Below are 23,796 nucleotides of genomic sequence, written 5' to 3' on the forward strand. Positions count from 1 at the left end.
AAGGTGATGAATTTATGAGGAGTATAAGTAAATTATTAATTGTATTTATACTATGTTCTATGGTTTTTGTAGGCTGTAGTAATAATAAAAAAGAAGATAACTCTAAGGAAGAAAAAGTAGTTTTAAATGATAGTAAAGAAGAATCTTTAGGCAATGAAGCTACTAAAGAAGAGAGCAAAGAAGAAATTAATAGCAAAGAGGATAATAATAAAGTTACTAATAATCAGAAAAAAGAATCAAGTAAGAGTAAAGGTGAAGAAGAAGTATTTACCATATATGATGTAGATGGAAATACTTACAATAAGAAGGTAGCATATACTTTTAATCTTCCTAGTGATAAATCAATAGAAGAAAAAGCTGAGATAATAATAAAGAAAACTATAGCAAAATGGTTTAATAGTCTTCCCATTGATATAAGCTTTAAAAAAGTAGACAGTAAAAATATTATGGTATTAAACCTAATAGATAAAAATAAGGATTCAAGAGATTCATGGTATCGAGCTTTCCAAGGGTCTACAGGTGGCACTATTAATTCCACTAGACTAATTGAAAATTCACTTCAAAAATCGTATAAAGGTGAATGGATAGACGGGCTAGAAGTACTGTATAATGGTAAAACCAGTGAGTTTCAACATGCATGGGTGTTAAGTGAAATAGTATATAGATAGGTTTCGTTAAGAAGTCTTTATTTAATAATCCATTTTAATTAATAAAAACTTTAAAAAGCACAAAACACTATGAAATTTTTACTGTGTAATAATCTTCATAGTGTTTTTATGTTATATAAAAATGAGTTTTAAGATCTTAAAAAACCTTAAGGAATATAAGGGAGATAAATTTCATAGTAAATTAGAGTTATATCATATTATCCACAAAGCAGTGCAATACTAAGAAAGTTGTCCACAAGTTATGCTATGATAATGATATATAAATATTAATTAAATAAAAATAGATGGATATTTAATTTTAAATATCCATCTATTTTTTTATTAAATTACTTATTATTAATTCTCTGCGGATGCTAACTCCTCTTTGTCAGTTGACTTCGATACAAGATAAGTTACAACTGAAGCACCACTAACATTAGTTAATGTTCTCATCATATCAAGAAGTACATCTATACCCATAAGCATAGCAAGTCCTTCTATAGGAAGTCCTAAAGCTGTTAAAACAACTGTTGCCATTATAGAAGCTGTACCAGGAACCCCTGCAGTACCTATAGATGCAACTGTAGTTACAAGTACAAGTAGTAAATAGTCATATGCTCCCATAGGTATATTGAACACATTAGCTACAAATATAGCTACCATAACAGGGTATATTCCACCACAACCATTCATACCCATTGTAGCACCTAATGGAGCTGCAAAGTTTGCTGTAGCTTCAGGTACTTTAACATTATGAGTAAGAGATCTTATAGTTATTGGAAGAGTACCATAACTACTTCTTGTAGTAAATGCAACTATTAAAGCTCTATTTATATTCTTAAAGAACTCTATAGGATTTGTTTTTCCAACGAATAGAAGAAGTCCCCCGTGAACAAATACAATTTGTATTAAACAAGCTAGGTATATAACTAAAATTACTTTTGCAAGTGGTATAAGAGAGCTTAATCCATATTTTGAGGATACACCCATCATAAGAGCAAATACACCATAAGGTGTTAATTCAAGAACCATAGAAGTTACTCTAAACATAACCTTTGAAAAACCTTTAAAAAAGTCTTTAACTGGTTTTACTACATTAGATGCAAATTCACTTTCATGACTTATTCCTAAAGCTATAAGTACTGAGAATATTATAACAGGAATCATTTTGTTCTTTGCCATATCATCTATAGGGTTTGATGGTATCATATCCAAGAATACTTGTTTTAAAGTAGGAATTTCCCTTGCTTTAAAAGATTCATCCATAACAAAGGTCATACCTTTACCTGGATCTATTATTAAAGTAACAACTAATGAAATTACTGCAGCTATAAGAGTAGTTAGTAGTAACCAGAAGATAGTTTTAAAACCTAAAGATTTAAGTTTATTTTTATCCTCGACGGAAGTCATACTAGATATAATAACACTTATAACTAAAGGCATAACGATCATTTTTATTGATCTAGTGTATACCTGGCCAACAACATCTAGGCTAGGTGCTGTTGATGGAAAGAAAATACCAAAGGCAATACCTAATGCCATGGCGATTAATACTCTTCTACCGAATAGCACTTCTTTTTGTTTAAGTGCAAATAGTAGAACTAAAACTAATATTGATAAAATTAGTCCCATTTGAAATCCTCCTTTGTAAATAACAAATTTATTTTGATAATTAGATTATAAATAAAAAAAATCCACCTCTTAAATAAATTTAAGAGGCGGAGTAATATCCACGGTTCCACTCTTTTTAAACCTCAGTAAGGCTTATCTTTTTTGAGTACAATAAATATACTCTATCTCTATAACGGGAGAACCCGTAAAAGCCTACTGAAATTTCAGCTTAACACTCATAGGGGCACTTCCAATATAACTTCTTATAAGACTCTCTCAGCTTAAGGGTCTCTCTCTGTATAAGGTATATATTGTACTTTTCCTAATCATAGTGTTTAATTCTTATCTGATTACTAGGAATTGATTAAATTATAATACAAATATAAATTTAAATCAATAAGAAATTTTAAGTAATAATAATGAATTTTACACAGTAAACATTTTCAAATACAGTATTGGAGAAATAATAATGATTATTAGGTGAAAATAAAGCTTGATATGCATACCTAAGAGGGGTATAATAAAAACATGTTAATGGTAAGTTTCGTATAAAAAATTATCTTTGGAACAATCTAATGATGAATATATATAAGGAGGAAAACTATGAATAAAGAAGAATTTAAGGTTTTACATAATGATAGGGTGTTTAAAAACCTTTATGATGGAGAATGGATTGAAAGTTCAACAGGAAAGACAATTGAAATAAAGTCTCCTATAGATGCTAGTTATATGGGAAGTATTCAAGCTATGAGCCAAGAAGAGGTAGATAAGGCTATAGATAATGCTGATGAAGCACAAAAGTTTTGGGCAGAGACTCCTATAAATAAGAGAGTAGATATATTAAATAGAGCTGCTGACATATTAGAAGAGCACGTAGAAGAGCTTGCTGATATATTAGTACTTGAAGTAGCTAAGGATAAAAAGAGTGCATTATCAGAAGTTCAAAGAACAGCAGATTTCATAAGATTTACAGCAGATGCTGCAAAACAAATGGGTGGAGAAACTATACCAGCAGATAGCTTCCCAGGTATGAAGAAGAATAAGATATCCGTTGTTACAAGAGTACCTCTTGGAGTAGTTCTTGCAATAGCACCATTTAATTACCCAATAAACCTTTCAGCATCTAAGATAGCACCAGCTTTAGCTGCAGGAAACTCTGTTGTATTAAAGCCACCAACACAAGGAAGTATAGCAACATTATACTTAGCAGAGGTATTTAATAAAGCAGGATTACCTAAAGGTGTTCTAAATACTGTTACAGGTAGAGGTAGCGAAATAGGAGACTACGTAGCAACTCATGAAAAGATAGATTTTATAAACTTTACAGGAAGTACAGAGGTAGGACAGCACTTATCTAAAATAGTAGCTATGAAGCCACTTCTTCTTGAACTTGGTGGAAAAGATGCTGCTATAGTATTAGAAGATGCAGATTTAGATGAAGCTGCAACTAACATAGTATCAGGAGCGTATTCCTACTCAGGTCAAAGATGTACTGCTGTTAAGAGAATATTAGTTATGGATAAGATAGCAGATGAATTGGTAGCTAAGGTTCAAGCTAAAGTTGAAAAGCTAAAGGTAGGAGACCCTAGAGAAGAAGGGGTTATAGTATCTAACCTAATAAGTGAAAAGTCAGCAGAATTTGTAGAATCTCTTATAACTGATGCAAAGGAAAAAGGTGCTAAGGTATTAGTAGGAGGTAATAGAGAAGGAAGTCTTGTATATCCAACATTAGTTGATAATGTAACTTTAGATATGAGACTTGCATGGGATGAACCATTTGGACCAGTACTTCCTATAATAAGAATTAGTAGTATAGAAGAAGCTATAGAGATATCAAATAAATCAGACTATGGACTTCAAGGATGTGTATTTACAAAGAACATAGATAAAGCGTTCTACATAGCTAATAAGCTTGAAGTAGGAACAGTTCAAGTAAATAACAAGCCAGAAAGAGGACCAGACCACTTCCCATTCCTTGGAGTTAAGGCGTCAGGTATGGGAACACAAGGTATAAGATACTCAATAGAGGCAATGTCTAGACCAAAGGCTATAGTTTTAAACTTAAATAATGTAGAATAGTAAGGTAAAGATAAAAGATGTTAAGCAATTTGCTTAACATCTTTTTTATTATTTTAGATTTAATATGAATTTATCTTTATTTTTACATGAAGATTTTTATTCAAAAGTATATCTTACCTAAAAATAAACCTAAAAGTTTATATGGTGAGTTCTAAATACCATATTCAATTTAAGAGTAAAATATCTAGAGCAATGTTATAAATGATTATAAGTCTATCTTCTAGTTATTATTTTATAGTAAGCTTTAACGGTGTAAACATAATAAACATAATATATTAAGGCAAATATTATAACAATATAATATAAGAAGTTAAGGTTTATTTCATATATATATTTTAATATAAGAATGGCACAGGTTGCATGGGCCACCCCAACTACAAATGGAAGAACAAATAGAAGCCGTATTTGTCTCTTTATAGATAATATAATCTCCTTTTTAGATACTCCTAAGCTATTTAAAAGTTTATATTTATCTACTTCATCTTCCGCTTGAGTTAGCTGACTGAAGAATATAATACTTCCAGAACATATTAAAAGTACAAATACTGTAAATACAACTATAAACACATAAATCCCAGTATACTTAGTTTTATCTGCATAGTAGGTATAGGAGTCAGTTATATAGTCACTTTGAGCTTCACTAGAATTTTTGTTTATGTAGTAATAAAGCTCTTTCCCTAACTTATTTGAAGTCTCAAAGTTTTCATAACTTAAACATCTAAGATATCTTAAGTTTTCATGAGGATATAATCTGTTAAAATCTTCATTATTTATTACTATAAATGAGTATAAACTGAACTTATCTAGAAATTTATTTTTTATTGCCTTTTTTACTTTAAACTTTTCACTAAGATTTATAAGTTGAACATCATCTATACTAGGTTTTACATAGTCCTCATTTAATTCTCTTCCGTAAACCATAATAGATTCACCTAATGCTAAATTAAGGTCTGAATAATCATTTATACCTAATGTAGAGTTTAGCTTTTCAAAGCTTTCTTCAGGTATTACATTTACATTAGGGATAACACCTTCATAATCACTTATAAAGAAAAAAGATGTACCTAATGATGGATATATACCTCTAGTTGAAAAGAAAGGTATCTTTAAATCCTTTGTTACACCATGGTCCTTGTATTTAGACAAAATCTCATCTACACCCTTATCCAAGGACTCACTTTCTGATAAATAGGTAAAATCAAAGGGAGAGGTAGTTCTAAAATCAGTAACATCATAGTTATATTGAATAAAAACGAAAGTCACCATAAAAATAAGAGAGGCTATAAGTAGAGATATAGAAGCAAAGGTTTTTGAGTTCTGCTTTAACTTAAATAATAAATCAGATAAGGATATCATATTTAAGTCTTTATAATAAAATCTCTTAAATTTAGATGATATTTTTATAAACAATAATAAAATATTAGAAAATAAACCATAGGTACTAAAAAGTATAATAGCTCCTCCAAGAGTTATTAACTTAGAAGTACTAAAGAGTGCTTTAAAGAATATATAGTATCCTAAGATGAGTAACAGCATGAAAAACAATGATAAAATAATAGAAATCTTAGAATCCCTTTTCTTAAGACTATAGCTATTTATGAGGCTTATTATAGAAGATCTCTTTATCTTTAGGTAACTAATTATAGATATTATAAGAAATATACTAAAAAATACATTAATAGTAGATTTAATAGCCTCAGGAACTATGATTAGAGGATTTAAACTTAGGGATATACCACATAGAGCTAATACCATCATTAAAAATAATCTAAAAAATAACCTACCAAGAACTATACCTACAGATATAGAGAATAACCCCATAAATAAGATTTCAAAAAATAATAGCAATGATATTTGCCTCTTTTTTAATCCTAGGACGGAATATATACCTAGTTCTTTTTTTCTTTTATTTATAAAGAATAAATTGCAATACCATATAAATATTATTAGAAAGAATCTTATAAATACCGATGCAGTTCTGAAGGATAGATTAATTGTGTCAGTATAATCGACTAATATAGCCTCAGAATTAAAGTAACTAAGTGAAGAAAAAGTATAGTAAGATATTACCCCAAATATTAGAGATACGAAATATAAGGTATTTTCATATAAATTATTTTTAACATTTTTAAGAGCTATAGATATTAAAAACATAGTTATCATTCCTTAAGTATTTTTATTGAATATAACAATTATTATAAGATAAAAATGAAGAATTTAGTACATTATAATAGAAAGTTTTAAAAAAGTCCTAGCTGAATTGCTAGGACTTTTTATTATTGGGTAACAGCTTTGTAGTAAGATCTAACTGTTACAAAGTAGTAAACTAAGTATATTATTGAGTAAATTACATAAGTGATTAATATAGGTTTTAAAAGACTCATGTTAAGTAAGGTCTCAAGAACCTTTAATGCAAAGGTTGAATGAGTGATACCTATAACTAAAGGTAGTAAGAATACTACACCTATTTGTTTTGATATAGATTTCTTTAACTCTTTATTACTTACTCCAATCTTCTTTAATATATCATAATTGAATTTATCTGCATTAGATTCTGAAAGTTGTTTAAAGAATATTATACTTCCTGTACAAATTAAGATTACAAGACCAAGGAAACTACCTATAAACACTATTAAACCACTAGATTCAACGGCACCTCTATAATTCGTATAGAAAGCACTTCCTAATAAGAAGGTATCCTCTACATCTTTATAAGTATTCTTAATGAGGTTGTTAAAGTCCTCAGTTAATTCTTTTGCAGTCTTTTCATTTTTAACATTATACAAGTGTAGCTTTGAGTATTCCTGGGCAGAGTTTTTAAGGTTATCAAATGTACTATCACTAATAACTACAACCTCGCCAAAGGTAAGTAAATTACTTGGTAGTATTGCAGCTTTTGATTCACCAGATATTGTTAAAGTATCATTATTTAGAGTGAAAGTTTTTCCTTTAAAGGATTTAGCAAATTTTGAACCGACAAATCTTTCAAAGATAAAAGCTTCATTTTCATTTATATTTAAGTCCACATCTGAGTTAGATTTTTTTATAAGTTCTTTAGCCGTGCTCTCACTTATAAAATCCATTGGCGTTTTTATACTATCAGGACCATTTAGGTTAGCATTAGGAAACGTAAGGGATTCAGTTAAAACTTCAACCTGAGCTTTACTATCAATTTTATTCTTAGGATACTTATTAGTAAGAGCTTCAAAATCTTTAGCTAAGTTATCCTTATTTAAATCTTTAACAGCAAGAGCTTTATTTTCCTCGCCTGTCGAATTTTCACTAGAATTAATAGTTTTTCTTTCAGATACAAATCCGTAGGAATAAGGAGCACTTGCCTTAGCTTCTTTTTCAGCAAAATAGTAAAAACTAAAGGTTGTACCAACAGCTGTTAGAGTTGTTGCAGATAGTATAGCAATGGTAGCCAGTGTCCTAGCATTTCCTTTTATTCTGTAAAGGAGCTGGGAAGTACCGATCATATTTATTCCATTATAATATCTTCTCTTATTCTTCTTTGATTGCTTTATCATAAATACAACAAAGAATGAGAAAAGAACATAGGTACCAGCTATAGTTAATATAATAGTAAGCAATGAATAAACTGGGAAGTTATCAACTAAATGAGATGCAAACCAGTAACCTGCCCCTATCATTATAACTCCAAGTAAGGAAATTATAGCAGAGACTTTTGGCTGAGCTTCTCCACGATCTTCAGCTCTAAATAGTTCTATAAGTTTAAATCTATATATTAGGCTGTAGGAATGTATTGATATTATTAAGAATATAATAGCAAATACCCCTAGGGTTTGGGTAACAGCACTCATTGATATAGTAAAAGATATGGTTTTTATAGCTTGAATATCCATTAGTTTAAATAGTAAGGCTATAAACCCTTTAGATAATAAGGAACCTAAAGCTATGCCAACAATTAATGCCATAATAGCCATTACTACTGTTTCATAGAATAACATTCTACCTATTTGCTTTTTTCTAAGACCAAGCATTGAATATAGTCCGATTTCTTTAGTTCTTTTTTTAGTAAAGAATGAATTAGAATACCATATAAATACTCCAGCAAATACAAGTATAACTACAGCAGAAGCTTTAAATGCCCCTGAAATAGAAGCTTTTGCTCCTAAAGTTTTTGCAATTTGATCATTATATTGTAGGGATGTAAATGTAAAGTATATAAGTATACTAAAAGTTATTGATGCAAAGTATAAAAAGTAGTTTTGAAAGTTTCTCTTAATATTTTTAAAGGCTAATTCAAATAAGGACAATGTAAATCCCTCCTTTCTTTATTACATGTCTGCAACTGTATTTCCTAGTGTAGATAGAACATCAAGTATCTTTTGGAAGAATTCTTTTCTTGACCCACCACGTACAAGTTCTGTATATAAAGTACCGTCTTTTATAAATAATATTCTTTTGCAATAACTAGCGGCAAAAGCATCATGAGTAACCATCATTATTGTTGCGCTATCTTTTTCGTTTAAGTCACTTAAAGTTTGAAGAATTTCAGCAGATGACTTAGAATCTAATGCTCCAGTTGGTTCGTCTGCTAGTAATAATGAAGGTTTTGTTATAACAGCTCTTGCTATAGCAGCTCTTTGTTTTTGTCCCCCAGAAACCTCATAGGGATATTTATTTAAAGTTTCATCTATTCCGAATTTTTTTGATAAGTCATTAACCCTTTTTTCTATTTCCTTATGATGAACTTTAGATAGAGCTAAAGGTAATACTATGTTTTCCTTTATTGTTAAAGTATTTAGTAGGTTGTAATCTTGGAATACAAATCCTAGTTTATTTCTCCTAAAGGAAGAGAGTTTATCCTCGTTCATTTTTGTTATATCATCTCCAGCGATTATAACGCTTCCAGAACTTGGAGTGTCTATAGTTGATATGATGTTAAGTAAAGTGGTTTTACCAGCACCTGAAGGTCCCATTATACCTATAAATTCCCCTTCTTTTATTTCAAGATTTATATCCTGAAGGGCAGTGTAATTAACCCCTTTTGATGCATATACTTTTTTTAAGTTTTTAGCAACTAATACATTATTCATGTTAATATCCTCCTGTATGTAAACTTATTTACTTTTAAATCCGTAATATATTTCGTAATCTACAATATATATTCTATAGTATCTAACAATGGGTAACCATTTATCTATATAACAAAAGCTTAAAGGAAACTTACATTTTTGTAATGTTTAAAGAGTAAAAAAACTGTTTTAATAGTTTAAAACTACTAAAACAGTTTAATATCTAGGATTTCGCTATGGTTAAATGATCACTTAAGGTAGGGAAGTGAAGAGTTACTTTTGTATATTCATTAAATACAGAATCTATGGATATATCGTGTCCTAGCTTATTACACATCTTTTTAGCAAGGTATAGCCCCATACCTGTAGATTTATTAAATAATCTACCATTATATCCTGTGAATCCTTTATTGAACACCCTTGATAAATCCTCTTCCTTAATACCTACCCCATTATCTTTTATTATTAATCTTAGCTCCATATCATCTTTTTCACAGTATATTTCTATTTTTCCACCATTTTTAGTGTATTTTAAAGAGTTCTGTATAACTTGGTTTATAATAAATAGAAGCCATTTTTTATCTGTAAGTACAGAAAATTCGGTATCATGCATATCCATTCCTATTCTTTTACTTATAAATGATTTAACATTTCTTTTTATAATTTCGTTTAGTACCTTGGGAATTTCTGTATCATATAAAAGATAATCCTTTGAAAAATCATCTATTTTTGAATAATATAAAGATTGCTCTACATAATTATCTATTTTATTTAACTCTTCTTCTATACTATCTAAAACCTCATCTAACTCTTTTCCCTCACTGTTTTGTATTATTAATCTAGATACTGCTATAGGAGTTTTAATCTCATGAACCCAAGAGGTCACAAACTCCATATTTTCAATTTTATCAAGGTATAGATTCTCAAATTTTAATTGATTTGACTTTTCTATCTTTCTTAATATATTAGAAAATAGTTGTTGTTCATTTGTCAATGCCTTTGGCATTGCCTCATATATATTTTCTTCATGGGTCTCTAGAACATCATTTAAGTTTTTAAAGTATCTAAGTCTTAATATATAGTCAAAGATTAAAATCATTAAGAGTAGACTATAAGACACTAAATTTATATATAGAATATTAGAAAAAGATACTTGTATTGTTCCATCTAAATATACTACCAAGGAGATAAAAGAAATTATAAATATAAAAAATATCATATAAGGTTTTTTATCCTTAAGAAAAGATATTAAATTCATTATATTATGTAACCCTGACCTTTCTTAGTAACTATGAAGTCGTCAAGACCAACATCCGAAAGTTTTTTTCTAAGTCTATTAATATTTACAGTTAAAGTATTGTCATCAACAAAGCTCTCGTCTTCCCAAAGACTTCTCATGATTTTATCACGGCTAATAACTTTACCATTATTCTTCATAAGTATGTAAAGTATTTTAAATTCATTTTTAGTTAACTCCACTTTATTATCGTTAAATATAAGGTTAGAATCCTTTAAATTAAGAATAGCTCCATTATGTTCTATTACATCGGATTCTACATTAGCATAGGAGTAAGTTCTTCTTACAATAGCTTGTATTTTAGCCATTAAAACATCAAGGGAGAAGGGTTTTTGTATAAAGTCATCCCCGCCCATATTCATTGCCATTATAATATCCATATTTGTGTTTCTGGATGATAAGAATATTATAGGAACCTTGGATATTTCTCTTATTTTATTACACCAATAAAATCCATCAAAGTATGGTAGGTTTATATCAAGTAAAACCAAATGAGGATTATATTCTATAAAAACATTTAAGGTTTCACTAAAGTCTTCTACATATTTTCCTTCATAACCCCATTTTGTTATATTCTCAAGAATTATTTCTCTTATTTTTGGATCATCTTCTACTATTAGAATTTTAAACATGAAGGCACCTCTCTCTAAATAAAATATTCATCTCATGGCTAGGAGCTGTAATACCTCCAATCCTCTTAAAAGGTGAGGGATAACAGTCACTATACCCTAGATTAACTCACATAACCTTAAGATGATGGAAAGAATATCACCTAAAGGAATATTTGATCTATAAATTAATATTAAGGAATAAATTTATAATATTCAACCCTAGTATAGTTTATTATACCTTTTACTTAAGGGTTTTACACTTAGTTAATAATTATGTGAACATAAATAAAGGGGAGAAGTTAAACTTCTTCCCCTGATTATATATAATTTTTCAAGTTATAATGGAAAACTTTATACCAACTTTTAGATTTTAATACATCATTAGAGTATTCTTTTATTTCATCATTAGATTTATCTTTATTTCTAAGTATAAAAGGCTTTAGATATTCTTGAAGATTTGAATTCTTCTCGCTCTTAGATAAAAGATATGCCATCATTTCTATACCAATTTCAGGTTTTGTTATATCCTTAGGTTTAAATTCCTTTAGATTCAACTCTTTAGATAATTTTAAAGCTGTTTCATCTGAAATCTTAATAATACCATTAAGTTTTGAAGAATCATATCCATCGCTTCTATAGTTGGATTCTTTATGAATTAATGAAGCTAATATATATGGATCAACTTTATATTTATCTGAATATTTTACTATATGATTTTCATGTTTTAAGGGATATAATAGTCTGCTACCAATAGCAAAGGTCACTCCAACTACTAATAATATGATGAATAGCGATGTAAATATTTTTTTCATATATAAACCTCCATTAATTATTGAGTTAAATTAAATTTTAAAGTTTAATTACAAAAACATTGGTATTTTCTTAAGATCATCTTTCATATCTCGTTTTATATTATCAGTGAGATATAGATGTACCATATCTAAACTTGATATGTTGTAAATCATAGTAGATTGAAGCAGTACATCTATATTTATTTTAAAGCTATTAATCATGATAAACCATAGTTAAAGCTTACAAAAGAATAGTTAACCTAACAAAATTGTAACATTACATGTAGATTCTAATGGAATATTAATGATAAATATAATTAGCTAAAAGTTATTGAGGCTTAGCTAATGAATAAACTTTAAGAGTTAATTTAATACTAAGTTTGATTAAAAGTATTAAATTAGAGGTGATAATATTGAGTAATGATTTTCCAAAAGCTTTCCCACCACAGCATCAAAATCTACATCCAGGTATGGAAAAGGGAATGAATCCTCCTCCTATATTTCAAAAAGGTGGATACATAGAAGGAGGAAGTAGATTAAAAGATAAGGTAGCTATAATTACAGGAGGAGATAGTGGAATTGGAAGGGCTGTAGCATTAGCTTATGTAAAAGAAGGGGCTAAGGTATTTGTTGTCTACTTTAATGAAGATGAGGATGCGAATGAAACTAAAAGACTCATAGAAGAACTTGGGGGAAGTTGTACCCTATTAAAAGGAGATGTAGGGGATGAAAACTTTTGTAATAAGGTAGTTAATGATACAGTAAATATTTATGGAAAGCTAGATATACTTGTAAATAATGCAGGAGTGCAGTATGAGAGTAATAGTTTAGAAGAAATAACTACTGAGCAGTTACATAAAACTTTTAATACTAATATATTCAGTATGTTTTATTTAACTAAAGCAGCACTTCCACATTTAAGAGAAGGATGTTCTATAATAAACACTTCATCTATAACAGCCTATAAGGGACATGAAACCTTAATAGATTATTCTGCCACTAAGGGAGCCATAACTACATTTACAAGATCTTTATCAATGAACTTAGCTAAAAGAGGAATAAGAGTTAATGCAGTAGCACCAGGACCTATATGGACACCACTTATACCTTCAAGTTTTACACAAGATAAAGTAACTAAGTTTGGAAGTGAAACTCCTCTTCAAAGAGCAGGTCAGCCAGTAGAAGTAGCTGGAACTTATGTATTTTTAGCATCAAAGGAAGCCTCCTATATAACAGGGCAAACCATTCATGTAAATGGAGGAGAAATAGTTAATGGATAACTTCATATAATTTTTTATAATACCTTAAAAGACAAGCAACATATTTGATGCTTGTCTTTTATTATTTTGAGAATTACTTTAGTTTTTCTAGAATTAAAAATGTACAAAAAAATAGAGTGAAAATTAATCCAACTCCAAATGAAAATATAGTAACAAATATTTCATTTCCATTAGAACTTGATAATAGAATACAAATTCCTATTAGAACACATATTGTACAAAAAAGAGATGATAAAATAGTCTTAATAAATTTGTTCATATGTACAAACCACCTTACATAATAAAATAATATAAAACATTTTACCATATATTAGGTGCATATGTGTAAATTTAATAATTTTTGTAATGCGTATAATCAGTGCCTTAAAACATATTTTAGGAATAAAACTAACGGTACAAAAATATATTATATAGAGGAATGAATGTTATTAATAAAAGGGGGAGAGAAAATGGGAAAACAGTACAGAGGAAAATTACTTTGGAATTTACCAGCTAGGGGAAGAGGAACATGTCCTGTGTGCAAAACTACAAGAATTAAGATTTTATATGAACTTATATTAGGAAATGGGGACAAGATAAATGTATGTAAAAGGTGTAAAGGAAAAAAGATTGAAAGCCTAGATTAAATAGTATTTATGAATACTGAAATTAATAAATTTCTATATTAAAATAGAGTTTTATTATAAGAAATATATGATTCAGCTATTAATTTTAAACTAGTATTGGTCATGTTTTAAAATCTGATTAGCAGATCAAGTCAACTTTAAGTAAGAGAATAAAAAAGTGGTTAAGGAAATTTCCTTAACCACTTTTTTATTACCAACATTCTACATCTTCTATATTAGGTATACTGTGCTTTGTAAACACAGGATCTAGACCTTTCTTTTTCTGAGAAGAGTAATCTCTAAGAGCATCTAAGGCTATAGGACATAATTTAGCAATAGCAATTAGGTTTATTATGGCCATGAAGCCCATAAATATATCCGCAAAAGCCCAAACTAAACTAAGATCTAGTAAGGAACCTGCAAATACCATAGCAACAACAAAGAGCCTATATGCTGTAAGCCAAGATTTTTTTCCGTTCATAAACTCTATATTAGTTTCTCCATAGTAGTAGTTTCCAACTATAGAGCTAAAAGCAAATAATAAAATACATATAGCTATAAATATATCCCCGAAGGAACCAATCTGAGAGCTTAAAGAAGCTTGAGTTAATTGGATACCTACTAGATCTGTAGTTAAATAAGCATCAGAAGAAAGTATTAATAAGGCTGTAGCTGTACATATAAGTAATGTATCAGTAAACACTCCAAGGGTTTGGATTAATCCTTGTTTCACAGGATGGGTTACATGGGCAGCGGCTGCTGCATTTGGAGCACTTCCCATACCAGCCTCATTGGAGAATAAGCCTCTTTTTACTCCTTGAAGAACAGCAGTACCTAGAAGACCACCTATTCCTTGCTTAAGTCCAAATGCATCTTCTATTATAAGTAATATAATATCTGGAAGGATAGTTATATTTTTTATTAATACAAATATAACTATTAAAAGATAAAGTATTGCCATTATAGGAACTAAGATTTCAGAAGCCTTAGCAATTCTTTTTACTCCACCAAATATAATAAAGAAAGTAAGTGCGGATAATATTACTCCAACTAAAACTTTATTTACCCCAAAGGCTTCATTAAAAGCTAGGGTTATAGTATTAGCTTGAACAGAGTTAAAAGCAAGACCAAAGCATATAGTAATAATAATAGAAAAAATTATTCCCATGAATCTATTGTTAAGTCCTTTTTCCATATAGTAAGCAGGACCACCTCTAAATTCTTTTCCATCCTTTACTTTATATATTTGAGCAAGAGTACTTTCTATAAAACTAGAAGCACCACCTATAAGAGCTATAAGCCACATCCAAAATACAGCACCAGGACCACCAACAGATATTGCTATAGCAACACCAGCTAGGTTTCCGGTACCAACCCTTGATGCTGTGCTTATACAAAAGGCTTGGAAGGAGGATATACCGTGGGTCTCCTCATTATCCTTTGATTTTAATGCGCCTTCACCAAGGAGTTTAAACATGTGTTTTAAATATCTAATTTGAATAAATTTCGTTTTCAATGAGAAAAATAATCCAAGGCAAATAAGCATTGCTATGAGTATTTTAGTCCATAAAAAATCATTAAATATATACAAAGAATTTAACAATTTAAATAACCTCCACTAAATAAATTTATTATTTAATAAAAATTGTATATTAAAAGTCGTAATGTGTCAATTAACGCAATATTTTGACTAATAAAAGAATCGCTGCCATTATGTATACATCAAAACTTTAACTATGTTATATAAACATTTACAACATGAAAAAATGAATAAATAAACATCAAATTATTTAATTTTTCCAAAATAAAAACATGAATATTCATCTATAACATACAATTAAAATTTCTATCTTGACAGGAAAGATAATATTAATTAAAATCATATGTAATAATTAAATTTAAGTTTTGGAAACAATACGTACTTTAAATTGGTCCCGTGAGACCAGAAAGGGGTATAGGATATGCGTAAGTTTTTTTGTCATATAATAAAATTGAATAATTTTTTAGTGAATTTAGTTAAAGAACTAGGTTCATTTGTTATTACTAAAATAGATTACTATAAGGGTAGTAGAGGAATTGTCTCAAAGAGAATTCCTCTACTACCCTTTTCAGTTTAAGAAAGGGGTATATCAATGATAGGAAGATTAATATTAGAAAATGGAATGGTATTTGAAGGTAAGACCTTTGGTTATACAGAAGAAACTGTAGGAGAGGTAGTATTTAATACAGGGATGACAGGATATCAAGAGGTTTTAACAGATCCTTCTTATTATGGACAAATAGTTACCATGACCTATCCTTTAGTAGGAAACTACGGCATAAACCTTGAAGACTTAGAATCTAGTACCCCAAAGGTTAAAGGGTTCATAGTAAGAGAATTATGTGATATTCCTAGTAATTGGAGATGTGAAATGACCTTAGATTCTTATTTAAAGCAAAATAAGATAATAGGACTTGAAGGAATAGATACAAGATATCTTACAAAGGTTCTTAGAAATCATGGAACCATGAGAGGGATAGTAACTAATAGAGAGTTAAGTAAGGAAACTGCAGCTTCAATAATAAAGGGTTTTTCTAATAAAGAAGCAGTTAAGAATGTGACTACTAAAGAGAAATATGAATTAGATGGAAAAGGACGTCATGTTGCAGTTATGGACTTTGGAATAAAGAAAAATATAATAAGAAATTTTAAAAATAGAGATTGTAAGGTTACAGTTTTTCCAGCGAGTACAGGCTATGAAGAGGTTTTAAGTGTAAATCCAGACTTAGTATTCTTATCAAATGGACCTGGAAATCCGGAGGACTTAGGAAATGTAATAGAAAATGTTAAGAATATAATAGGGAAAAAGCCTATAGCTGGAATATGCCTTGGACATCAAATTTTAGCATTAACCTTAGGAGGAAAAACGGATAGATTAAAATTTGGTCATAGAGGTGCAAACCATCCAGTTAAGGACTTAGAGGAGAATAAAATATTTATAACTTCTCAAAATCATGGATATGTGGTAACAGAAATACCAAAGGACACAGAGGTAACCCATGTTAATGTAAATGATGGTACTGTTGAAGGTATGAGAAATAAGAAGCTAAATATATTTAGTGTTCAGTTCCATCCAGAAGCATGCCCAGGACCAAAAGATAATGATTACCTATTTGATAAATTCTTAGAATTAATATAGAAAGCGGGAGGGAGATATTATGCCATTAAAAAAGGATATAAAAAAGGTTTTAGTTGTAGGATCAGGTCCTATAATAATAGGACAAGCAGCCGAATTTGATTATTCAGGAACTCAAGCATGTGAAGCTTTAAGAGAAGAAGGTATAGAAGTTGTATTAATAAACTCCAACCCAGCTACAATAATGACTGATAAAGAAGTTGCAGATAAAGTTTATATAGAACCTTTAACCATAGAGTTTGTTGAGAAGATAATAGTAAAGGAAAAGCCAGATAGTATACTGGCAGGAATGGGGGGACAAACTGCCCTTAACCTTGCTGTAGAGCTTTATGAAAAGGGGATTCTTGAAAAATATAATGTTAGAGTTATAGGTACATCTATTGAATCCATAAAAAAAGGTGAAGATAGAGAACTTTTTAAAGCAGTAATGGAAGAGATAAATGAACCAATAATAGAGTCTAAGATAGTTACAGATTTAAATCAAGGTATAGAGTTTGCTAAAGTCATCGGATATCCTGTTATAGTAAGACCTGCTTATACCTTAGGAGGAACAGGGGGAGGAATAGCTGATAATGAAGATGAGCTTAAAGTAATCCTTGATTCAGGACTTAAGCTAAGCCCTGTTAGCCAGGTGCTTCTAGAAAAGAGTGTTAAGGGATGGAAAGAAGTAGAATATGAGGTTATGAGAGATAGTTATGGAAACTGCATAACTATATGTAACATGGAAAACATTGATCCTGTTGGGGTTCACACAGGTGATAGTATAGTTGTAGCTCCAAGCCAAACTCTTTCAGATAAGGAATATCAGATGCTAAGAACAGCGTCAATAAATATAATAAATTCCATAGGTATAGAAGGTGGATGTAATGTCCAATTTGCTTTAGATCCAGAAAGTTTTAGCTATGGAGTTATAGAAATAAATCCAAGAGTTAGTAGATCTTCTGCTTTGGCATCTAAGGCAACTGGATATCCTATAGCAAAGCTGGCGGCTAAAATAGCCCTTGGATATGCGTTAGATGAGATAAAGAATGCTGTAACAGGAAAGACTTATGCTTGCTTTGAACCAACCCTTGATTATGTGGTATGTAAGATACCAAAGTGGCCTTTTGATAAGTTTAAAAAGGCAAATAGAGTCCTAGGTACAAAGATGATGGCAACAGGAGAAATAATGGCAATAGGAAGCAATTTTGAGTCTGCTTTCTTAAAGGGAATAAGATCCTTGGAGATAGGACAATATTCCTTAGAACTTAAGAGTGTTAAAAATCTTACCATAGGAGAGTTAAAAAACAGGGTAATAACTCCAGATGATGAAAGAATATTTGCCCTCTCTGAAATGCTTAGAAGAGGATATTCTGTGGAAAAGGTATGTGAAATAACAGGCATTGATAGGTTCTTTGTGGAAAAGATAAGATATATTGTGGATGAAGAAGAGATATTAAAGAATACACCTGTGGATAAGTTAACAAAAGAATGGTTATTTGCCCTTAAGAAAAAGGGATTTTCAGATAAGGCAATAGCTGATTTCTTAGATGTGAGTCCAGAGGTAATATATGAGTTAAGACAAATATGGAATATAAAAGTTTCTTATAATATGGTTGACACTTGTGGGGGAGAATTTGATGCAGTATCTCCATATTACTACTCAACTTATGGCATGGAAGATGAAGCTAAGGTAAGTGATAAAGATAAGGTTATAGTTATAGGTTCAGGTCCAATAAGGATAGGACAAGGAATAGAGTTTGACTATGCTTCTGTTCACTGTATAAAAGCTTTAGAGAAGATGGACATAGAGACTATAATAATAAATAACAACCCAGAGACAGTAAGTACGGACTTTGATATATCAGATAAATTATATTTTGAGCCATTAACAGAAGAAGATACATTAAATATAATAGAAAAAGAAAAGCCTATGGGAGTCATACTTCAGTTCGGTGGACAAACTGCTATAAAGCTTGCCAAATTCTTAGAGAAGAAAAATATACCTGTTCTCGGAACCTTGCCAAAGCATATAGATGAAGCTGAGGATAGAGAAAAGTTCGATGATATACTTGAAAAATTAAATATAAAAAGACCAAAGGGTAAGGCGGTATGGAGTGTAGAGGGAGGAATGATTGAAGCTAAGGCTTTAGGATATCCTGTTCTTGTAAGACCATCCTATGTACTTGGGGGACAGGGAATGGAGATAACCTATGATGAAGATGAACTTAGATCATACCTTGAAAGTGCCTTTTTAAGAGATAGTAAGAATCCAGTACTCATAGATAGATATCTTCTAGGAAAAGAGATAGAAGTAGATGCTATATGCGATGGAGAGGATATATTAATACCAGGAATAATGGAGCACTTAGATAGAGCTGGAATACACTCAGGGGATAGCATAACAATATATCCAAGCCAGAATATATCGGATGATATAAAAGAAGCTGTTTTAGAATGTTCAAGAAAGTTAGCTTTAGCTTTAAAGGTTAAAGGTATGATAAATATACAATTTATAGAGTTTAAGGGTGAACTTTATGTAATAGAGGTTAACCCAAGAGCAAGTAGAACCGTTCCTTATATAAGTAAGGTATCAGGAGTCCCTATAGTAGATATAGCAACAAAGGTAATGATTGGTCATAAGATAAAAAATCTAGGGTATGGAGTAGATATATACAAGGAACCAGAGATCATATCAGTTAAGGTGCCTGTATTTTCAACTCATAAATTATCAAAAGTAGAGGTAAGTCTTGGCCCGGAGATGAAATCTACTGGAGAGGTTCTAGGAGTTGGACATACTTTAGAGGAGGCTTTATACAAAGGATTCCTTGGATCAGGAAGCTACCTAAAGAGGAAAACAAATAGGATTCTTGCAACGGTGAATAATAAAGATAAAGAAGAATTCCTTCCAATGGCTAAGAAGTTAAGTGATCTTGGATATTCCTTCCTTGCTACTAAGGGAACTTGTGAAATGCTAAGAAGTAATGGAATAGAAGGGGAGGAAGTTAAGAAAATAAATGATGGAAGTCCAAACATTCTTGATTTAATAGAACAGGGTGGGATAGATCTTGTAATAAATACTCCAACTAAGGGAAATGACTCTACTAGAGATGGATTTAACATAAGAAGATCCGCAATAGAACATTCAATACCAGTGGTTACATCTATAGACACATTAAATGCAATGATAATTATAGAATCTCTAAATTTAAATGTAGATGCTTTGGATGTAATACCTTTGTAGAGCTTAGGGACATAGAGATTACAAAAATTTAAGGAGTATATAAATCTGTAAATAAAATCTCAATATTATATAAATTAATATGTTGTTATAGCAAGAATACAAAAATAAGGATAGAAGCAATGAGGCTCTATCCTTATTTTATTATGTATTTATAAAGTTTAACTTTATATGAGTGTTAATATATTATTCATAAAGCTTATATATAGGACTTATATAAACATATATAAGGTTGTTTTAAGAGTGTATTTATAAGATTTAAATGGGATTGTAGGTTATAAATACATAATATATTAATAATATATTAATTAAAATTTAATATATTATTCCAGATTATGCTAAAATATAAGTCTTTATATAGTTATTAAATCTTTTGGAATTGTTTCAAATGTACCAAATTAAAAGGGGTTTGGAGCTATTAAATTGATTACAATTTATTTTGAAAATGATATTCAAAAAATATCAAATAAAATAGAAATAATTTATTAAACATTATGTGAATTTAGTTAATAATATGATATAATTCAATGTATATTTTTAGGAGGTTTTATATTTATGGCTAAAATAGGAATAGATTTAGGAACATCAAATAGTTTAGTTGCATATTGGGATGGTAATGAATCTAAAGTAATTCCCAATGTGTTTGGTAAAAATCTTACTCCATCTGTGGTTGGAATAGATGATAATGGAAATATATTGATTGGGGAAATTGCTAAAGAGAGATTGATGACTCACCCCAATCTAACTGCATCTGTATTTAAAAGATTTATGGGCACTGAAAAAGTATATAGTTTAGGAAGATATGATTTTTCACCTGTGGAATTATCATCATTTATCTTAAAATCTCTTAAGGATGATGCTGAAAGTTACCTTGGAGAACCTTGTGAGGAAGTCATAATAAGTGTACCAGCATATTTTAATAATAAACAAAGACAAGCGACCTTAGATGCTGCTACTTTAGCAGGGATGAAGGTTGAAAATCTTATAAGTGAACCAACCGCTGCAGCTATTGCTTACGGACTTCATGAAGCTGAAAATGAGTCTACATTTATGGTTATTGACCTAGGTGGAGGAACCTTTGATGTATCAATATTAGAGTTGTTTGATGGAGTAATGCAAGTTTTGGCTATATCAGGGGATAACTTTTTAGGAGGGGAAGATTTCACAAAAACTATAATTTCAGATTTTATAAGATGTAATAATCTAGATGAAGTAAGCATGAGTGAGAAAGAGTATTTAGCACTTTATAAGAAGGCCGAGAGCTGTAAAAAAGACCTTTCTAAGGAGAATATAGCTAGCTTTAATATAAAAATTAATAAGGAAGAGTTCTCATATACATTGGATAAAAATAAGTTTTCAAAAATATGTGAAGATATTATATCTAGAATGAGGGTTCCTATAGGAAGGGCATTAAGTGATGTGAATATTTCACCTAAAAATATTGATTCTGTAGTATTAATTGGTGGATCAACAAAGATGCCTATAATTAGAAGTTTTATAAGTAAATTTTTAGGGAAGATACCTTTTACCAATATAAACCCTGATGAAGCGGTTGGCATAGGAACTGCCATTAATTCTGCATTGAAAGAGAGACATGAGAATTTAAGTGAAATTATACTCACAGATGTGTGCCCTTACACTCTTGGAACAGAGGTGGTTCAGACTATTGGGGGTATAATGGAAAACGGATATTTTATGCCTATCATAGAGAGGAATACCACAATTCCAGTTAGCAGAGTAGAGACATTATATACTGTTATAGAGAATCAAGAAGAGGTTAGAGTAGATGTATATCAGGGAGAGAGTAGAAAGGTATCAGGAAATTTAAAACTTGGTGAGTTAAGCATTAAAATGCCTCCGGGACCTAAGGGACAAGAGTTAGATGTACGTTATACCTATGATAAGAATGCAATTCTTGAGGTAATTGTAACAATAAAATCTACTGGAGAAGAGAAAAGGTTAGTTATTGAAAATAGTCCTGGTTCTATGAGTGAAGAGGAGATAGAAGAGAAGCTAAGCTTACTAAAGGATATAAAAATGCATCCAAGGGATAGATCGGAATATAGGCTTATATTAGCTAGAGCAGAAAGATTGTATGAGGAATCACTTGGAGATAAACGTAAGTATATAGAGACTCTTATCATGGAATTTGAGGGGGTTCTTAATACACAAATCGAACATAAGATAAAAAAAGCTGCCTTTAACCTTAATAAGATATTAAATGATTTTGAAGGGAGATTAAATTTTTAATGAGTATATGGGGGATTTTAGGCATAGAGCCTACCAATGATATTAGAGCTATAAAAAGAGCTTATGCAAAAAAGCTTAAGGTCACTCATCCAGACGATGATTTAGAGGCATTTCAAGCTTTAAAAGAAGCATTTGATGCTGCATTAAGCTATGCCAATAATAGTTCTTATAAAGAAGATATTTATAGAGAAGACGAATACTTTAAAGTAGATGAAGAACATGAAGAGAAAATATATGAAGAATATGATGAGTCTTATAATAATTTAAATAAAGAAATTGATGAAAATCATAATGATTCCTATGAAGAATATGAGGATAATTATAATATATTAAACGATGAACACAATATAGGTAATGAAGACACTAAAGATTATAATAGAAAAAAGGAAGAGGAATATGAGGATAATAGTGGTTCATTAGAGGCTGAAGATGACTTTAAATTTTCGAAGTATAATGAAGAATCCTCTGAGTTATCTTTTACATATTTTACTGAGGAAGTAAATCGAATATATAATGATTTTAACTTAAGAATTGATATATTAAGGTGGGAATCCTTATTGAACTCTAATCTTACTTGGAATGTTACTGATTTTAATGAATATCAGAAGTTTCTATTAAATTTCATAGTAGAAAGGCATAAATTTATTCCTCACTATGTAATAAGCCTTATATTAAGATATTTTTCCGTAGATGCTTCTTGTCTAGAGGAAAGTGATTTCTTTAATAAATCTATTGATAAAAAATATTTAAGACAGGTATTTAAGCCACCAGCTTTTTCTTTTTCATCTCTAGAAAAGCTTGATGATAAAGAAAGAGAAAGATTTTTAGAAAATATATATGATGCATATATAAATATAATTAATGGTAGATATGTATTTGCAAGAATGAAGATTAGAAACTGTAAAAAAATACTTAAGAATAATGCAGATTTAATACTTTTAGAAACATTTATATTTTTAAAAGGATACAAATATTTTATGTTTAAGCCTAAGTTCTTTGGTAAAAAGAAGTATATGAAAGCCTCAATGGAGATTAACAGGGTAATTGAGTTAGATAAGTATAATCCAACTGCAAGATTATTTAGATTAAGTATTACGCAAGCATTAAGAATGGATATAATAGCAAGTGATATTGATATTGCTGAAAATGGGGATACATATTTACTATCAAAGGAATATGTTTTAGGG

The 23,796-nt window shown here is 29.9% G+C and carries 18 protein-coding genes, 1 pseudogene and 1 other annotated feature; of the genes and pseudogenes, 9 read left to right on the forward strand and 10 right to left on the reverse strand.

Annotated features, from left to right (window positions below; all coding sequences use genetic code 11):
• Nucleotides 1–668, forward strand: a 668-nt coding sequence (locus AB2369_RS02180; RefSeq protein ID WP_367664834.1) for a hypothetical protein, incomplete at its 5' end; no start/stop codon positions are given.
• A gap of 336 nt (nucleotides 669–1,004) precedes the next feature.
• On the opposite strand, the gene AB2369_RS02185 is transcribed toward AB2369_RS02180, so the two are convergent.
• Nucleotides 1,005–2,279 (reverse strand): dicarboxylate/amino acid:cation symporter, encoded by a 1,275-nt coding sequence (locus tag AB2369_RS02185; protein WP_367664835.1) that lies wholly within the window; start codon nucleotides 2,277–2,279, stop codon nucleotides 1,005–1,007.
• Nucleotides 2,280–2,358: 79 nt separating this feature from the next.
• Nucleotides 2,359–2,597 (reverse strand) — a binding site (T-box leader).
• Between the two features lie 264 nt (nucleotides 2,598–2,861).
• Here AB2369_RS02185 and AB2369_RS02190 point away from each other — a divergent pair.
• Nucleotides 2,862–4,337: an NADP-dependent glyceraldehyde-3-phosphate dehydrogenase gene (locus AB2369_RS02190; protein ID WP_367664836.1), complete on the forward strand. Its 1,476-nt coding sequence runs from the start codon at nucleotides 2,862–2,864 to the stop codon at nucleotides 4,335–4,337.
• 213 nt (nucleotides 4,338–4,550) lie between these two features.
• Here AB2369_RS02190 and AB2369_RS02195 read toward each other — a convergent pair whose 3' ends face one another.
• The 7 genes from AB2369_RS02195 to AB2369_RS02225 all read right to left on the reverse strand — a co-directional run bounded on the left by AB2369_RS02195 (nucleotide 4,551) and on the right by AB2369_RS02225 (nucleotide 12,300).
• Nucleotides 4,551–6,500, reverse strand: a complete 1,950-nt coding sequence (locus tag AB2369_RS02195) for an FtsX-like permease family protein (protein ID WP_367664837.1) — start codon at nucleotides 6,498–6,500, stop codon at nucleotides 4,551–4,553.
• Between the two features lie 113 nt (nucleotides 6,501–6,613).
• Complete coding sequence (locus AB2369_RS02200; protein WP_367664838.1) at nucleotides 6,614–8,617, reverse strand: ABC transporter permease; 2,004 nt, start codon at nucleotides 8,615–8,617, stop codon at nucleotides 6,614–6,616.
• 21 nt (nucleotides 8,618–8,638) lie between these two features.
• A complete protein-coding gene (locus AB2369_RS02205) occupies nucleotides 8,639–9,400 on the reverse strand; it encodes an ABC transporter ATP-binding protein (protein WP_367664839.1) in 762 nt (253 codons plus the stop codon).
• A 202-nt stretch (nucleotides 9,401–9,602) separates the two neighbouring features.
• Nucleotides 9,603–10,478 (reverse strand): HAMP domain-containing histidine kinase, encoded by an 876-nt coding sequence (locus AB2369_RS02210; protein ID WP_367664840.1) that lies wholly within the window; start codon nucleotides 10,476–10,478, stop codon nucleotides 9,603–9,605.
• 158 nt (nucleotides 10,479–10,636) lie between these two features.
• Nucleotides 10,637–11,308, reverse strand: a complete 672-nt coding sequence (locus AB2369_RS02215; protein ID WP_367664841.1) for a response regulator transcription factor — start codon at nucleotides 11,306–11,308, stop codon at nucleotides 10,637–10,639.
• A gap of 296 nt (nucleotides 11,309–11,604) precedes the next feature.
• Nucleotides 11,605–12,099: a transglycosylase SLT domain-containing protein gene (locus tag AB2369_RS02220; RefSeq protein WP_367664842.1), complete on the reverse strand. Its 495-nt coding sequence runs from the start codon at nucleotides 12,097–12,099 to the stop codon at nucleotides 11,605–11,607.
• 48 nt (nucleotides 12,100–12,147) lie between these two features.
• The gene (locus AB2369_RS02225; RefSeq protein ID WP_367664843.1) at nucleotides 12,148–12,300 is read right to left on the reverse strand and encodes a hypothetical protein; all 153 of its coding nucleotides are present in this window, start codon (nucleotides 12,298–12,300) and stop codon (nucleotides 12,148–12,150) included.
• Between the two features lie 191 nt (nucleotides 12,301–12,491).
• Between AB2369_RS02225 and AB2369_RS02230 the strand changes: the two genes are divergently transcribed.
• Complete coding sequence (locus AB2369_RS02230) at nucleotides 12,492–13,358, forward strand: SDR family oxidoreductase (protein WP_367664844.1); 867 nt, start codon at nucleotides 12,492–12,494, stop codon at nucleotides 13,356–13,358.
• Nucleotides 13,359–13,431: 73 nt separating this feature from the next.
• Here the strand turns inward: AB2369_RS02230 and AB2369_RS02235 are convergent, their stop codons facing one another.
• Entirely contained in the window at nucleotides 13,432–13,617 is a 186-nt protein-coding gene (locus AB2369_RS02235) for a hypothetical protein (RefSeq protein ID WP_367664845.1), read from the reverse strand.
• A gap of 190 nt (nucleotides 13,618–13,807) precedes the next feature.
• Here AB2369_RS02235 and AB2369_RS02240 point away from each other — a divergent pair, with 190 nt between their 5' ends.
• Entirely contained in the window at nucleotides 13,808–13,984 is a 177-nt protein-coding gene (locus AB2369_RS02240) for a hypothetical protein (RefSeq protein WP_367664846.1), read from the forward strand.
• A 190-nt stretch (nucleotides 13,985–14,174) separates the two neighbouring features.
• On the opposite strand, the gene AB2369_RS02245 is transcribed toward AB2369_RS02240, so the two are convergent.
• Entirely contained in the window at nucleotides 14,175–15,566 is a 1,392-nt protein-coding gene (locus AB2369_RS02245) for an alanine/glycine:cation symporter family protein (protein WP_367664847.1), read from the reverse strand.
• Between the two features lie 358 nt (nucleotides 15,567–15,924).
• On the opposite strand from AB2369_RS02245, the gene AB2369_RS02250 reads away from it, so the two are divergent.
• The 5 genes and pseudogenes from AB2369_RS02250 to AB2369_RS02270 form a co-directional block, all read left to right on the forward strand.
• A complete protein-coding gene (locus tag AB2369_RS02250) occupies nucleotides 15,925–16,080 on the forward strand; it encodes a hypothetical protein (RefSeq protein WP_367664848.1) in 156 nt (51 codons plus the stop codon).
• 15 nt (nucleotides 16,081–16,095) lie between these two features.
• Entirely contained in the window at nucleotides 16,096–17,142 is a 1,047-nt protein-coding gene (locus tag AB2369_RS02255; protein ID WP_367664849.1) for a carbamoyl phosphate synthase small subunit, read from the forward strand.
• Between the two features lie 19 nt (nucleotides 17,143–17,161).
• Nucleotides 17,162–20,362, forward strand: coding sequence for a carbamoyl-phosphate synthase large subunit (carB, locus tag AB2369_RS02260; RefSeq protein ID WP_367664850.1), 3,201 nt, complete (start codon nucleotides 17,162–17,164; stop codon nucleotides 20,360–20,362).
• A 552-nt stretch (nucleotides 20,363–20,914) separates the two neighbouring features.
• Nucleotides 20,915–22,609, forward strand: a complete 1,695-nt coding sequence (locus AB2369_RS02265) for an Hsp70 family protein (RefSeq protein WP_367664851.1) — start codon at nucleotides 20,915–20,917, stop codon at nucleotides 22,607–22,609.
• Nucleotides 22,609–23,796: pseudogene (locus AB2369_RS02270) on the forward strand (hypothetical protein); the annotation flags it as partial. The gene AB2369_RS02265 and the pseudogene AB2369_RS02270, both read left to right, overlap by 1 nt.

Source organism: Clostridium sp. (assembly GCF_040797585.1).
In the GTDB taxonomy this organism is placed as follows: Bacteria; Bacillota; Clostridia; order Clostridiales; family Clostridiaceae; genus Clostridium_Z.

Excerpts from the sequence above, each read along its gene's own strand:
- AB2369_RS02195 (WP_367664837.1), bottom strand. The coding sequence starts at position 6,500 with ATGATAACTATGTTTTTAATATCTATAGCTCTTAAAAATGTTAAAAAT.
- AB2369_RS02240 (WP_367664846.1), top strand. The coding sequence starts at position 13,808 with ATGGGAAAACAGTACAGAGGAAAATTACTTTGGAATTTACCAGCTAGG.
- AB2369_RS02265 (WP_367664851.1), top strand. The coding sequence starts at position 20,915 with ATGGCTAAAATAGGAATAGATTTAGGAACATCAAATAGTTTAGTTGCA.
- AB2369_RS02225 (WP_367664843.1), bottom strand. The coding sequence starts at position 12,300 with ATGATTAATAGCTTTAAAATAAATATAGATGTACTGCTTCAATCTACT.
- AB2369_RS02205 (WP_367664839.1), bottom strand. The coding sequence starts at position 9,400 with ATGAATAATGTATTAGTTGCTAAAAACTTAAAAAAAGTATATGCATCA.
- AB2369_RS02220 (WP_367664842.1), bottom strand. The coding sequence starts at position 12,099 with ATGAAAAAAATATTTACATCGCTATTCATCATATTATTAGTAGTTGGA.
- AB2369_RS02185 (WP_367664835.1), bottom strand. The coding sequence starts at position 2,279 with ATGGGACTAATTTTATCAATATTAGTTTTAGTTCTACTATTTGCACTT.
- AB2369_RS02250 (WP_367664848.1), top strand. The coding sequence starts at position 15,925 with ATGCGTAAGTTTTTTTGTCATATAATAAAATTGAATAATTTTTTAGTG.
- AB2369_RS02215 (WP_367664841.1), bottom strand. The coding sequence starts at position 11,308 with ATGTTTAAAATTCTAATAGTAGAAGATGATCCAAAAATAAGAGAAATA.
- AB2369_RS02190 (WP_367664836.1), top strand. The coding sequence starts at position 2,862 with ATGAATAAAGAAGAATTTAAGGTTTTACATAATGATAGGGTGTTTAAA.
- carB (WP_367664850.1), top strand. The coding sequence starts at position 17,162 with ATGCCATTAAAAAAGGATATAAAAAAGGTTTTAGTTGTAGGATCAGGT.
- AB2369_RS02255 (WP_367664849.1), top strand. The coding sequence starts at position 16,096 with ATGATAGGAAGATTAATATTAGAAAATGGAATGGTATTTGAAGGTAAG.
- AB2369_RS02235 (WP_367664845.1), bottom strand. The coding sequence starts at position 13,617 with ATGAACAAATTTATTAAGACTATTTTATCATCTCTTTTTTGTACAATA.
- AB2369_RS02210 (WP_367664840.1), bottom strand. The coding sequence starts at position 10,478 with ATGATTTTAATCTTTGACTATATATTAAGACTTAGATACTTTAAAAAC.